The organism is Sphingobium sp. SYK-6, assembly GCF_000283515.1.
GTDB classification, from domain to species: Bacteria; Pseudomonadota; Alphaproteobacteria; order Sphingomonadales; family Sphingomonadaceae; genus Sphingobium; species Sphingobium lignivorans.
Genome location: NC_015976.1, coordinates 3,919,233 through 3,930,000 on the forward strand (window position 1 = coordinate 3,919,233; position 10,768 = coordinate 3,930,000).

The 10,768-nt window shown below is 67.4% G+C and carries 12 protein-coding genes; 7 read left to right on the forward strand and 5 right to left on the reverse strand.

The genetic code is table 11. From position 1 onward, the window contains the following. Nucleotides 1-28 precede the first annotated feature (28 nt). Both SLG_RS18020 and SLG_RS18025 read left to right on the forward strand, forming a co-directional pair. Nucleotides 29-1,180, forward strand: a complete 1,152-nt coding sequence (locus tag SLG_RS18020; RefSeq protein ID WP_148276641.1) for a GNAT family N-acetyltransferase — start codon at nucleotides 29-31, stop codon at nucleotides 1,178-1,180. Beyond that, a complete protein-coding gene (locus tag SLG_RS18025; RefSeq protein ID WP_014077958.1) occupies nucleotides 1,177-2,025 on the forward strand; it encodes a cupin-like domain-containing protein in 849 nt (282 codons plus the stop codon). The genes SLG_RS18020 and SLG_RS18025 overlap by 4 nt, the downstream gene beginning before the upstream one ends. Before the next feature lie 138 nt (nucleotides 2,026-2,163). Here SLG_RS18025 and SLG_RS18030 read toward each other — a convergent pair whose 3' ends face one another. The 3 genes from SLG_RS18030 to SLG_RS18040 all read right to left on the reverse strand — a co-directional run bounded on the left by SLG_RS18030 (nucleotide 2,164) and on the right by SLG_RS18040 (nucleotide 5,024). Beyond that, a complete protein-coding gene (locus tag SLG_RS18030) occupies nucleotides 2,164-3,174 on the reverse strand; it encodes a DUF2268 domain-containing putative Zn-dependent protease (protein WP_148276642.1) in 1,011 nt (336 codons plus the stop codon). Nucleotides 3,175-3,235: 61 nt separating this feature from the next. Beyond that, complete coding sequence (locus tag SLG_RS18035; RefSeq protein ID WP_014077960.1) at nucleotides 3,236-4,297, reverse strand: GNAT family N-acetyltransferase; 1,062 nt, start codon at nucleotides 4,295-4,297, stop codon at nucleotides 3,236-3,238. A 37-nt stretch (nucleotides 4,298-4,334) separates the two neighbouring features. Next, nucleotides 4,335-5,024 (reverse strand): S24 family peptidase, encoded by a 690-nt coding sequence (locus SLG_RS18040; protein WP_014077961.1) that lies wholly within the window; start codon nucleotides 5,022-5,024, stop codon nucleotides 4,335-4,337. Between the two features lie 98 nt (nucleotides 5,025-5,122). Between SLG_RS18040 and SLG_RS21095 the strand changes: the two genes are divergently transcribed. Both SLG_RS21095 and SLG_RS18050 read left to right on the forward strand, forming a co-directional pair. Beyond that, nucleotides 5,123-5,308, forward strand: coding sequence for a hypothetical protein (locus SLG_RS21095; protein ID WP_221413725.1), 186 nt, complete (start codon nucleotides 5,123-5,125; stop codon nucleotides 5,306-5,308). Beyond that, the gene (locus tag SLG_RS18050) at nucleotides 5,305-5,709 is read left to right on the forward strand and encodes a hypothetical protein (protein ID WP_014077963.1); all 405 of its coding nucleotides are present in this window, start codon (nucleotides 5,305-5,307) and stop codon (nucleotides 5,707-5,709) included. Before SLG_RS21095 ends, SLG_RS18050 begins: the two co-directional genes overlap by 4 nt. A gap of 20 nt (nucleotides 5,710-5,729) precedes the next feature. Here SLG_RS18050 and SLG_RS18055 read toward each other — a convergent pair whose 3' ends face one another. Both SLG_RS18055 and SLG_RS18060 read right to left on the reverse strand, forming a co-directional pair. Then, nucleotides 5,730-6,806, reverse strand: a complete 1,077-nt coding sequence (locus SLG_RS18055) for a hypothetical protein (RefSeq protein WP_014077964.1) — start codon at nucleotides 6,804-6,806, stop codon at nucleotides 5,730-5,732. Between the two features lie 41 nt (nucleotides 6,807-6,847). Beyond that, nucleotides 6,848-8,077, reverse strand: coding sequence for a TIGR04063 family PEP-CTERM/XrtA system glycosyltransferase (locus tag SLG_RS18060; protein ID WP_014077965.1), 1,230 nt, complete (start codon nucleotides 8,075-8,077; stop codon nucleotides 6,848-6,850). 122 nt (nucleotides 8,078-8,199) lie between these two features. On the opposite strand from SLG_RS18060, the gene SLG_RS21840 reads away from it, so the two are divergent. From SLG_RS21840 to SLG_RS18070, 3 genes are read left to right on the forward strand one after another with little or no spacing between them, the layout of a single operon-like run. Continuing rightward, the gene (locus SLG_RS21840; RefSeq protein ID WP_014077966.1) at nucleotides 8,200-8,355 is read left to right on the forward strand and encodes a hypothetical protein; all 156 of its coding nucleotides are present in this window, start codon (nucleotides 8,200-8,202) and stop codon (nucleotides 8,353-8,355) included. Beyond that, a complete protein-coding gene (locus SLG_RS18065; RefSeq protein ID WP_014077967.1) occupies nucleotides 8,348-9,727 on the forward strand; it encodes a putative O-glycosylation ligase, exosortase A system-associated in 1,380 nt (459 codons plus the stop codon). Before SLG_RS21840 ends, SLG_RS18065 begins: the two co-directional genes overlap by 8 nt. Before the next feature lie 48 nt (nucleotides 9,728-9,775). Next, nucleotides 9,776-10,732 (forward strand): NAD(P)H-dependent flavin oxidoreductase, encoded by a 957-nt coding sequence (locus SLG_RS18070; RefSeq protein WP_014077968.1) that lies wholly within the window; start codon nucleotides 9,776-9,778, stop codon nucleotides 10,730-10,732. The last annotated feature ends 36 nt before the right edge of the window (nucleotides 10,733-10,768 follow it).

Genomic DNA, 10,768 nt, shown 5'->3' on the forward strand with positions numbered 1-10,768 from the left:
ATAATCAGTGCACGCTATGGGCTCTGCCATGAACGTGGGACATGCGCCGATCCAACCCCGCACACCACCCGCGCAGGTCGCGGGGGCGAGCGGTGGCGAGGACGCGACATGTCCGCTGGAGCAGGACGCCACCGAGCCCAATCCCTTCTACCTCCCGCAACTGCTGGAGCCCGCTCGCCGCAGCCTCGACCCGCACGGCACGGTGCGGCTGATCGACGCGCGCGATGAAGGCGGCGAGCTGATCGCCCGCCTGCCGGTGACCGGCGCGAACAGGCATGGCCGCTTTCCGCTGCGCCACACGACGAACTGGCTGCATCGCCACTGCTTCTATGGCGCGCCGCTGCTGCGCAGGGGCCGTGAAGAGGAAGGCTGGCGGCTGCTGCTCGCACAGCTCGACGCCGCGCCATGGTCTGGCCCGCTGCTGCACCTGAGAGCGCTCGACCCCGATGGAGCCGCCGCCACCGCGCTGAGGCTGGTCTGCGCCCGGGAGGGGCGACGCTGCGAGGAACTCAATCGCCACGAACGCGCCCTGCTGCGCAGCGAGGCGGGGGCACAGGATTACTGGACCGTCAATGTCCGCGCCAAGAAGCGCAAGGAGCTTCGCCGCCTGCAGTCCCGGCTCGCGGAGATGGGCACCATCGTCCACCGACATCTCACCAGTGGCGATGCGCTGGAGGCGTGGATCGACGATTTCCTCCAGCTTGAGGCGCGGGGCTGGAAAGGCGCGGAAGGCACCGCGCTTGCTTCCTGCGCCGAGGACGCGCTGTTCCTCCGCGAGATCTGCCGGAATGCCCATGCCGCCGGCATGCTGGACATGCTGCGGATCGATTGCGACGGCCGGCCGATCGCCATGCTGGTCAATTTCGTGGGACCGCAGGGCGGCTTCTCGTTCAAGATCGCCATCGATCCGGACTTCGCCCGCTATTCGCCCGGGGTGCTCATCGAGCAGGACAATCTCGCGCGGGTGCTGGACGACCATGTCACGCCATGGATGGACAGCTGCGCCGCGCCGGACCATCCGATGATCGACAGCCTGTGGGGCGAGCGCCGCGCCATCGCCCAATATCGCATCGGCCTGCGCAAGGGCGGCCTTGCCGGCCTTGCCGGCGCCCTTTCGCTGCCTGCCATGACGCTGCTGGAAACCGCTTATGCCCGGATGAAATCTGGAGCCCGCTCATGATCGACACGCACACCGCCTTTCCGCCGGACGCCATCAAGGCCTTCGCCGATGCCTATCCCGACCGCCATCGCAAGCTGAGGCACGCATTGGTGGGGCACCCCCTGCTCACCCGCGACGCCATCGCCGCTCTCGCGGAGCGGCATCCCGAGGACCGCATGGAGTATAACCGGGGTACGCTGCCGATCGGCATCCGCCCCGAGGACACGCCCGCCAATGGCCTTTCGGCCGCCGAGACGATCCGCACCATCGACGAGAACCAGAGCTGGATCGTCCTCAAGAATGTCGAGCGCGACCCGGCCTATGGCAAGCTGCTGGACGCCCTGCTCGCGGAGCTGGAACCCGCCGTGCTGAAAGCGACCGGCCCGATGGAGCACCGCGAAGCCTTCATCTTCTTCACCTCGCCCGGCAGCATCACGCCCTTCCACATGGACCCCGAGCACAATATCCTCATGCAGATCGAGGGGGAGAAAGTGATGAACGTTTTCCCCACCGCCGATCCGGCGCTCGTGCCGGCCGAGCAGAGCGAAGCCTTCCATGCCGGCGCCCATCGCAACCTCCAGTGGGACGAGGGCTTCCTCGCAAAGGCCGACCCGGTGCGCCTGCAGCCGGGCGACGCGATCCTCATGCCGGTGAAGGCGCCCCACTTCGTGCGCAACGGCAACGCGGTGTCGATCAGCCTCTCCATCACCTGGCGCTCCGAACGCTCCGTGGCGGAAGGCGAGCTCCACAGCTTCAACCGGCTGCTGCGCGCGAGGAAACTGCCACTAGTGCCCGTGAGCACACAACCCGAGCGCCAGACGCTGGCCCGCCTCGGCTACCGGGTGATGCGCCGCCTCGCTTCCTAGGCGGGGTGACCGGGTCCGGCCATGGACGGGCCGATCCGCGGGAATAGCGAGCCTGGTGCCATGAAGGTGGGATGAAGTGCGGTAGATGGAGCCAGGGCCTGCCCCTACCGCTCCAACACCGCGCCGGGCGCTGGAAGTTTAGCGCTGATAGCCACTTTTCCGCAGAATCGCTTCGGGATCATCCCACCTCAACATATCACGAATAGCGCGATGCTTGTCTGTGGCCGCCGTATAATAGGCGGCCCAGATGCGCATACCCACCCAGTAACCCGCCTCACTCGGCCAGCCGGCTGGCGCTGATTGATAGTTGTGCAGCCAACGATTGACCGCCTTGACGGCGTCGGGAGGCGGATTGTCCTGGAGGGTGGCAAGACTGACCGGCATGTCTTTCTGGAATTGATCCCATAGCATCGTCTCGCGCGGGAGCGCCCAGGCCGCCCTGTCCGGCTCGGGCTCTTCTCCCGTCACCAGGGTGGCAATGAAGTCCGCTGCCCCCTCAACGAGAGCTTCACCCAGCAGAGGGGATTTCTCGATGCCCGATATATCCTGCTGGAACGTGTGAACGGTTTCGTGCGCAAAAAAGCGGCGAAGCGCCTTTCTGGAACCTGTGGCCGACGGATTCTCCGCGCACAGGACTTCAAGTCCGATGACCTGAGCGCCGGGGCCCGCGGTGCCCCCGGAATTACCCGCGCCTATCACAACATAGATTTGCGGGAGCGGCTCATCGGGCAACAATCCATGCAAGGCGAGGTAGATCGCCCGCAGATCAGCCGTTGCCGCCTTCACACGGGGAAGGCACTCGCGCACCGCTCGATCGTACGACGCGGGGTCGGCGTTGACCTTGCTGGCAAGGCGGGCCGCATCACCAATCCGGCCGGGCGTGAAGATCGATACGCCATATGAGGCATGATCCAGATACCCCTTCTGAATATCGGATACCGTGGGGCGCCCGTTGGTGGCGGCCAGCACTTTCGCGAAACGCTCGACATCCTCGATGTGGATCGTCGCCGTCAGCGGATCGACGCTGGCGGGCATAGCCGTACCCAAAGCCTCCGGCGTGGCATGGGCTGTCTGCGCATAAGCCGATGAAACCACACAGGTCGTGGCCAGGAGCAACGCCGCGGTTCGATACACAAGCTTGAGAGGCATTTCCGCTCCGGATGATCGCCCGAAGTGATATAGCCACATAATACAGCCGTCAACGGAGCAGTCATCGCCGCAGCAATCGGCGGAGCCAGTATTCCGCTTCCAGCGCGGGCGAGAAGCGTTCGATCTGCCACCATTGCAGTTCCTCTGCGCCCGTCGCGAGGCTCTGCTTGTAGCGATCCTTGCCTGCGAGCAGCGAATAGAGCGACAGGCCGCGCCCGGTATAATGCGCGATGGCGGCCATGTGCATGAGCAGGCCGGGCTTGTCCTTCGGGCCGACCGGATCGGCGAACGCGGACTGATAGTTCATCGCGCGATCGCCATGGACGAAATTGAGGAGATAGCCGAGGACCGCGCCGCCGATGGTGACGCGCAGCAGATCGACCGTGCCGGACGCACGGCCGGCCAGCGCGATCTCGCGGGCGAAGGTGCGAAACATCGGCGCATCCCATGCATTGTCCGCATGCCGGCCGGCATTGAGCCGGGCCATCTCGCTCAGCCAGTCCACGATCATGGCCTCGTCGGCGGCGCGCTCCACGCCGAAATCGCCATCGCCATGATCGCGCAGCGCACGCCGGATCTGGCTGCGCGTGTTCGCCGAGAGCAGGGAGAGATAATCCCCCACCGCGCCGCGCACCGCCGCCAGCGAGACGCCATAGGCAGGCGACACGTCCGTGAGGATGCGCCGGCGTGCGGGCACGGTGCCGACCAGCAGGTCATCATCCGCCACGCCCGAGAGGCGCAGCACGCGCCAGTCCCGGCGCCGGGCGAGGTGATGGGCAAGGGCCTGCGTCACGTCCACCTCATGGTCGCGCGCGGCTAGCGGCGCATTATATTCGATGAAGGGCCGATCCATCAGCGGATCGCCGCTCTCGTTGAGGCGCAGCGTGCGGACGCGGCCGAGCTTGCGCGGCTCGCGCGCGGCGCCCAGCAGGGCCAGCCCGATCTCGTCCCCCTCGCCGTCCCGGACGCTCACCAGATCGGGGCGGGCCCCGGTGGCGCGCAGCCAGCTGCCCATCCAAGTCCAGCCGAGGAAGAAGCTCGCGTCCGCACGGTCCGCCAGCGCGCACCAGCGCGGCTCGAGCGCGTCGAGCGACGGCAGCGGCTCCTGAGTGACAGTCAGCATCGCTTTTCCCCCTGTTGCCTGGCGGCCCCGCCCGGCTTCATCCGAGTCGCCGCCCCGCCCAGATCACCCGGCCGACAATCGATACGGCATCCGCATCCACATCGTCCCACGCCGGATAGAGCGGATTGTCGCTGCGCACCGAGAAGCCGCCGCGCCGGGGCGCCAGGGCCACTCGCTTGACCATCAGCACGTCATCCATGCGCAGCACGTAGATGCCATCGCGCAGCCGATCGATCCCGTCGCTGCGATCGACCATGATCTCGTCGCCATCGCTGAGCGTGGGCGCCATCGATTCCCCATCCACCCGGATCATGCTCAGCATGTCCGGCCGCCCGCCGATAGCGCGCAGCCAGCGGGGATCGAAGCCCAGGACGCCGGCCGCCCTTTCCTCCTCGACCAATGCGCCGGGGCCCGCCGAAGCGCCGAGCGCGAAACGCGGCACGATCACCAGATCGCCCGTGCGCTTGCGGGCGGGCGCGGCAGGGGATGTCGGGGCAACGGGCGCATCCGAGGCACCAAGCATGCGCTCGTCGACGCCGAAATAGCGGGCCAGCACGCGCCGGTCCGCCTCGTCCAGCTTGCGCGGCGTGCCCCGCTTCACGAACTGCTGCACATAGGCAGGATTTCGGCCGAGCAGCCGCGAGAGCGCTTCATAGCTCACGCCCCGCTCCCGTATCAGCCGATCGAGAGTCTCCCGCACAGTGCCCGTGTCCATGGGTGTCATCATACTATAGGATTTTTCCTAGACAAGTAGGATTTGGCGCGAGAGATAGGATTATTCCTGTTTCGACTCGTTCACACAGCACCAGAAGGAGAGCCGGCTTCATGATCAGCCTGTCCACCATCGAGCGCTTCCTGCGCCATACCGGCATGGCCGCCACGCGATTCGGCCGTGAAGCCGTCCGCGACCCCCGGCTTGTCCACGACATGCGGAGGGGCCGCGAACTCACCGACCGAACCCGGCGTCGTGTAGAACATTTCATGAACAAATTCCAGGAGCGTGCACAATGACGGTTGTCACGAGACCCCATGCGCAGGCGCGGCGATGGCATTGCCGCCGGGCGCCCACCCTGCCGATCCGCCCCGCCACGCCGCGCGCGCAGAGGCGGGATTGCCAGGGCCAGCTCATCGCCGCGCTGGAAGCGATGCTCGCGCCCGCCCGGGTGCAGGATGCGCAGATGAGCCCCTGGTGCAGCGCTACCTTCGTCGGCACACGTCACGCCATCACGCTCGGCCTCGCGGGCAAGGATGCGGTCGAGGAAGCGCGGCGACTGACCACGGGGCTGAGCGAGGCCGAGTTCGCGCTGCGCGGCCACATTGTCGTCGACCTGACGATCGATGACATCTCGGGCGCGCCGGCCCTGGGCAAGGCGCTGATCAGGCTCGCGGTCCTGACCATCGAGGAATGGTGAGATCGCGAGCGGCCGCCGGCTCAGGCGCGGCGCGCGCCGGCAAGCTGCCTCAAGGTGGCGAGCGCATCGTTGAGCGCGCTCTCCACGTCGCTCTCGACGCGCAGGCTTGAGAGGCCCGGCGCGTCGGCGGCGGCGAAAACCTCGCCTTGCGGATGCGCAGCGGCAGCGACCGCAGCCGGGGGCAGATGCTTGCCGAGGGCGTGCTGCGCCTGGCGCGCGTTGACGATCGCTTCCCGGCGCGCGACGCCCTGCTCGAAACGGGCGGCAAGCGTGCCGAGATCGGCATTCTCGATCAGCGGGAGACCGAGATCGGCAATCTTCCAGGATGATGCGCCATCCACGCGCGGGGCCGGTGCCGGCCTGGCCGCGCGCGGCGGCAGGGTCGCGACCGCGGTTGCGATCTCGGCGTCGCTCAGCGGCGCGGGGGAACGAGGCAATGCGATGTCCGGGGCGGCGGGCGCGGACGGCGCGCTCGGCAGCTCGGCCGGGGTCTGCGTAACGATGCGAGAGGCGGGCGCCGCGAAGCGCACCGCGTCTGCTGGGACCGGGGCCGCGATAGGATCGCTCTTCGGCGCGGGCGACTCCTGCGGATCGATCAGATCGGGCGGGGGAAGATCGCGGCTCGCAAACAACGGCGGGCGAGGCGGCGCGTCCGGGTGCCGGTCCCTCCGGCGGCGCTTCCTGAGCGGCACGTCGTCCCGGACGGCGTCCGGCTGCGCGCCGCCGCGGACGAATCGCTTGAATGCATCCCAGGGCGAAATCGAACTCTGCACGCGCACGTTCATCATCTCGTTTTCATCCTCCTCGGGCAGCCCGATGTCGTCCCCGCTGCGCCCCTGCATGTCCTGTGCCGGCCCGGGACCCGGCGTGCGCCAGATGATCCAGACCGCGAGCACCGGAACGAGAGCAAAGGCCCCGGTGAGGACCATCCGCCCCGGCAACCCCACGGGCGCGACGAAAAGATCACTCGCGCCGCTCAGGCCTGCCGTCGTCACCAGCTGATCGAGCAAGGGGCCCGGCACGGCCAGCCCCACCCCGATCATGCCCCCGGCCGTCAGCAGCAACCGGGCGCCACGGGCACCGAGGGTTCGCTCCATCCATGTCCCGGGGGCCGGGACCCTGACCATTGCTCGGGAATTCATGACCCAGCTCGCGATGACGTTGCCATGCTCGCTATCAGCTCTTGGTAAACAGGTTCGTAACGCACGACATTGCGCGCCCAGCTGCGGTCCCGCTCGACGAACTGCCGCGCCCGATGCCGGCGCTCGTCCCAATGCGCGCGATCCGAGAGGAGTGCAGCGAGCGCGCCGGCCAGCGCAGCCGGGTCGTCCGGCGGGAACAGGGTGCCGGTGACGCCGTCCTCGATCAGCTCGCGATGCCCGCCCACCGAGGACGCCGCGACAAGGCGCCCCTGTGCCATGGCTTCCAGCGGCTTGAGCGGCGTGACGAGCTCGGTCAGGCGCATCGCCTTGCGCGGATAGACGAGGATGTCGATAAGGCCATAATAACGCTCGACTTCCTGATGCGGCACGCGCCCCACGAAATGGATGTGCGCTGCCACGGGAGACGCCTGCGCCTGCCCGCGCAGCGACTCGGCGCAGGGGCCGCCGCCCACGAGCACCAGATGCACGTCCGGGCGCCGGGCGACCAGCGCCGGCATGGCCGCGATGAGATCATCCAGCCCTTCATAATCGTAGAAGCTGCCGATGAAGCCGATGACTTCGGCGCCGTCCAGCCCGAGCTGCGCACGGAGCCGTTCGTCGGGCGGCGGCGGCGCGCCGAACAGATCGAGATCCACGCCATTGGGCGACACCGTGATCTTGCCGGGCGGTACACCGCGCGCGACGAGATCCTGCCGCAGCCCCTCGCAAATGACGATCACCGCATCCGCGCGGGCAATGGCGCGGTCTTCCAGGAAGCGAGTCGCGCGATAACGCAGATCGCCCTCGCGGCCCGTCCCGTTGCCCACGGCGGCGTCTTCCCAGAAGGCGCGGATCTCGTAGACGAAAGGCAGACCATGCCGCCGTGCGACCGGGGCGGCAGCCAGCGCGCCCAGCACCGGCGAGTGGGCATGAATGAGCGTCGGCCGCCAGTCGCGCACCAGCGACTCGATGCCGCGCGAGAAACGGCGCACATCCAGCCATTCGGCGACCGGGCCGAAGGGAAAGCCCGACCGGCCGGGGACGCGATGGAAGCACAGCCCGTCCACTGTCTCCACGGCAGGCCCCGCCGCTATGTGCCGGCTGCCGGTGATGCCGCGCACTTCCCAGCCCCGGCCCTGCTGCGCCTTGAGCAAAGCGCGCGTCCGGAAAGTGTAGCCGCTCTGCAGCGGCAGGCTGTGATCGAGGACATGCAGAATTCGCGTCATGGCCCTCTCCTGCCTGCAAAGGTTTAACGCCGCCTCAACCACCCGCCACTAGGATCACGCGGCAAATCAGGCGCACGACATCGTCCCTGATATTGTCAGCGGATTCTCGGGACACGCGCCGGATGGTCGATACATTCTCATTGTTGCTGACGCACGGCCTGATCCTGCTTGCCTGCTGGCGCCTGCTCGGCCGCAACGACCTCGACGATGAGAGCGGCGGCGAGACGCGCGACCTGCTCGGCCGCCCGCGGGAGACAAGGGACCGCCACGATGCGTGACCTGTTCTTCATCGCCTTCCTCGCGGCCATGTTCGCTCTGGGCCTGAAGCGGCCGTTCATTCTCGTGCTGGTCTATGCCTATATCGACATCGTCTCGCCCCAGCGCCTCTCATATTATCTGCTGAACGCCATCCCGATCTCGCTCATTGCCTTCGCCGCGGCGGTGGTCGGATGGCTGGTCTTCGACGACAAGAAGGACTGCCGCCTCTCGCGCCGACAGCTGCTGCTGGTCGCCCTCCTGCTCTATTGCGGCTACACGACGCTCCATGCCGACTTCCCCATCGAGGCCCGGACCAAGTGGGACTGGGTGTGGAAGGCGCTGCTCTTCGCCATTTTCCTGCCACTGACCCTGCGCACGAAGCTGCGGCTGGAAGCGCTCGCGCTCGTCATGGTGCTGTGCGCGGGCACGATCATCATCACCGGCGGCATCAAGACCGTGCTGGGCGGCGGGGGCTACGGCACGCTGCGCCTGATGGTGGACAACAATAGCGGCCTCTTCGAAGGCAGCATCATCTCCACCGTGGCGATCGCGATCATTCCGCTCATTCTGTATCTTTCCCGGCACGGCACCGTGTTTCCGCCGGACTGGCGCGTGCGTACCTTCGCTTATTGTTTCTGCGGCGCCTGCCTACTGATGCCGATCGGCACCGAGGCGCGCACCGGCCTCGTCTGCGCCGCCGTGCTCGCCATCATGATGTGGTGGCAGACGAAAAGGCGGATGCTCTATGCGGCCGCGGGCGTCCTCGCGATGATCTGCGCCATTCCCTTCCTGCCCAGCAGCTTCACCCAGCGCATGGACACCATCTCGCAATATCAGGCTGACGAAAGCGCCTCGACGCGACTCCAGGTCTGGAAATGGACACTGGATTATGTCGCACGCAATCCGCTCGGCGGCGGCTTCGACAATTATCTCCAGAACAGCTTCACTTACCACACCGTCCAGAAGAGCGGCACGCCGGACAACCAGCGCGTCGAGCATGTCGTGGTGACCGACCGGGGCCGTGCCTACCACTCAAGCTATTTCGAGATGCTCGGCGAACAGGGGTTTCCCGGCCTGCTGCTCTGGCTCGCGCTGAACCTGGGCACGCTGGTGCAGAGCGAGCGCCTGCGCCGCCGCTACAAGGACAGCGACAATCCCGATTATCAATGGGTCGCGCCTTTCGCACGGGCAATGGTCCAGGGCCACATCATCTATCTGGTCGGCTCGCTGTTCGTCGGCATCGCCTACCAGCCTTTCGTCTTCATGCTGATCGCGCTGCAGATCGGCGCGACCACCTACACGCGGCGGCGCTGGCAGGCCGAGAGCTGGCGTCCGATGAGGGCACCAGTCGCGGCGACCGGCGGAGTCGCCGGCCCGATAGCCGCCGATTGACGCTCGCCCCGGCGCGTGCGACCACTCCTCTCCTGAGAGGAACCTGCCTTGCCGATACCAAAGCCACTTGATCGGGGCATCCGCCTGCCGGTGATCGGCGCGCCATTGTTCATCATTTCCAATCCCGACCTGGTGATCGCGCAATGCAAGGCGGGGATCATCGGCGCGATGCCTTCGCTCAATGCGCGCGAGCCGGAGCGGCTGGAGGACTGGCTCGCCAGGATCCACGAGGCACTGGCAGCGCATGACGCGGCGAACCCGGAGAGCCCGGCGGCGCCCTATGCCGTCAATCTCATCGTCCACCGCTCCAATCCGCGCCTCATGGAGGATCTCGCAATCTGCGCGCGCTTCAAGGTGCCGCTGGTCATCACGTCGCTCGGCGCCAATACGGACGTGAACGCGGCCGTCCATGAGTGGGGCGGGCTCGTCTTCCACGACGTCATCAACCAGCGCTTCGCCCACAAGGCCGTGGAAAAAGGTGCCGACGGGCTGATCCTGGTGGGCGCCGGGGCGGGCGGCCATGCCGGCGCGCAATCGCCCTTCGCGCTGATGGCGGAAACGCGGGCATGGTTCGACGGGCCGATTGCCCTCTCCGGCGCGATTTCCACCGGCGCAGGCATTCTCGCCGCGCAGGCGATGGGCGCGGACTTCGCCTATATCGGCTCGGCCTTCATCGCCACGGACGAGGCGCGCGCGGCGCCGGCCTACAAGCAGGGCATCGTCTCGGGCGCGGCGGACGATATCGTCTATTCGAGCTACTTCACCGGCGTGCCCGGCAACTATCTGCGCGGATCGATCACCGCGCAGGGCCTCGACCCGGACAATCTGCCGGCCCGGGATCCCTCGATCATGGATTTCGGCGCGGCGAGCGGCGCCAAGGCGTGGCGCGACATCTGGGGCGCGGGTCAGGGCATCGGATCGGTTCGCGAGATCGTGCCGGCTGCCCAGCTGATCGAACGCCTGTCGCAGGAGCATCTGTCCGCGCGGCAAAGGCTGTGCGGCTGACGGTCGACGCGCCCGGGGCACACCCGGCCGGGGGCA

What these genes read in the sequence shown, in the direction of transcription:
- SLG_RS18040 (WP_014077961.1), bottom strand. Translation starts at nt 5,024, where the DNA reads ATGATGACACCCATGGACACGGGCACTGTGCGGGAGACTCTCGATCGG.
- SLG_RS21095 (WP_221413725.1), top strand. Translation starts at nt 5,123, where the DNA reads ATGATCAGCCTGTCCACCATCGAGCGCTTCCTGCGCCATACCGGCATG.
- SLG_RS18030 (WP_148276642.1), bottom strand. Translation starts at nt 3,174, where the DNA reads ATGCCTCTCAAGCTTGTGTATCGAACCGCGGCGTTGCTCCTGGCCACG.
- SLG_RS21840 (WP_014077966.1), top strand. Translation starts at nt 8,200, where the DNA reads ATGGTCGATACATTCTCATTGTTGCTGACGCACGGCCTGATCCTGCTT.
- SLG_RS18050 (WP_014077963.1), top strand. Translation starts at nt 5,305, where the DNA reads ATGACGGTTGTCACGAGACCCCATGCGCAGGCGCGGCGATGGCATTGC.
- SLG_RS18025 (WP_014077958.1), top strand. Translation starts at nt 1,177, where the DNA reads ATGATCGACACGCACACCGCCTTTCCGCCGGACGCCATCAAGGCCTTC.
- SLG_RS18060 (WP_014077965.1), bottom strand. Translation starts at nt 8,077, where the DNA reads ATGACGCGAATTCTGCATGTCCTCGATCACAGCCTGCCGCTGCAGAGC.
- SLG_RS18035 (WP_014077960.1), bottom strand. Translation starts at nt 4,297, where the DNA reads ATGCTGACTGTCACTCAGGAGCCGCTGCCGTCGCTCGACGCGCTCGAG.
- SLG_RS18020 (WP_148276641.1), top strand. Translation starts at nt 29, where the DNA reads ATGAACGTGGGACATGCGCCGATCCAACCCCGCACACCACCCGCGCAG.
- SLG_RS18055 (WP_014077964.1), bottom strand. Translation starts at nt 6,806, where the DNA reads ATGGAGCGAACCCTCGGTGCCCGTGGCGCCCGGTTGCTGCTGACGGCC.
- SLG_RS18065 (WP_014077967.1), top strand. Translation starts at nt 8,348, where the DNA reads ATGCGTGACCTGTTCTTCATCGCCTTCCTCGCGGCCATGTTCGCTCTG.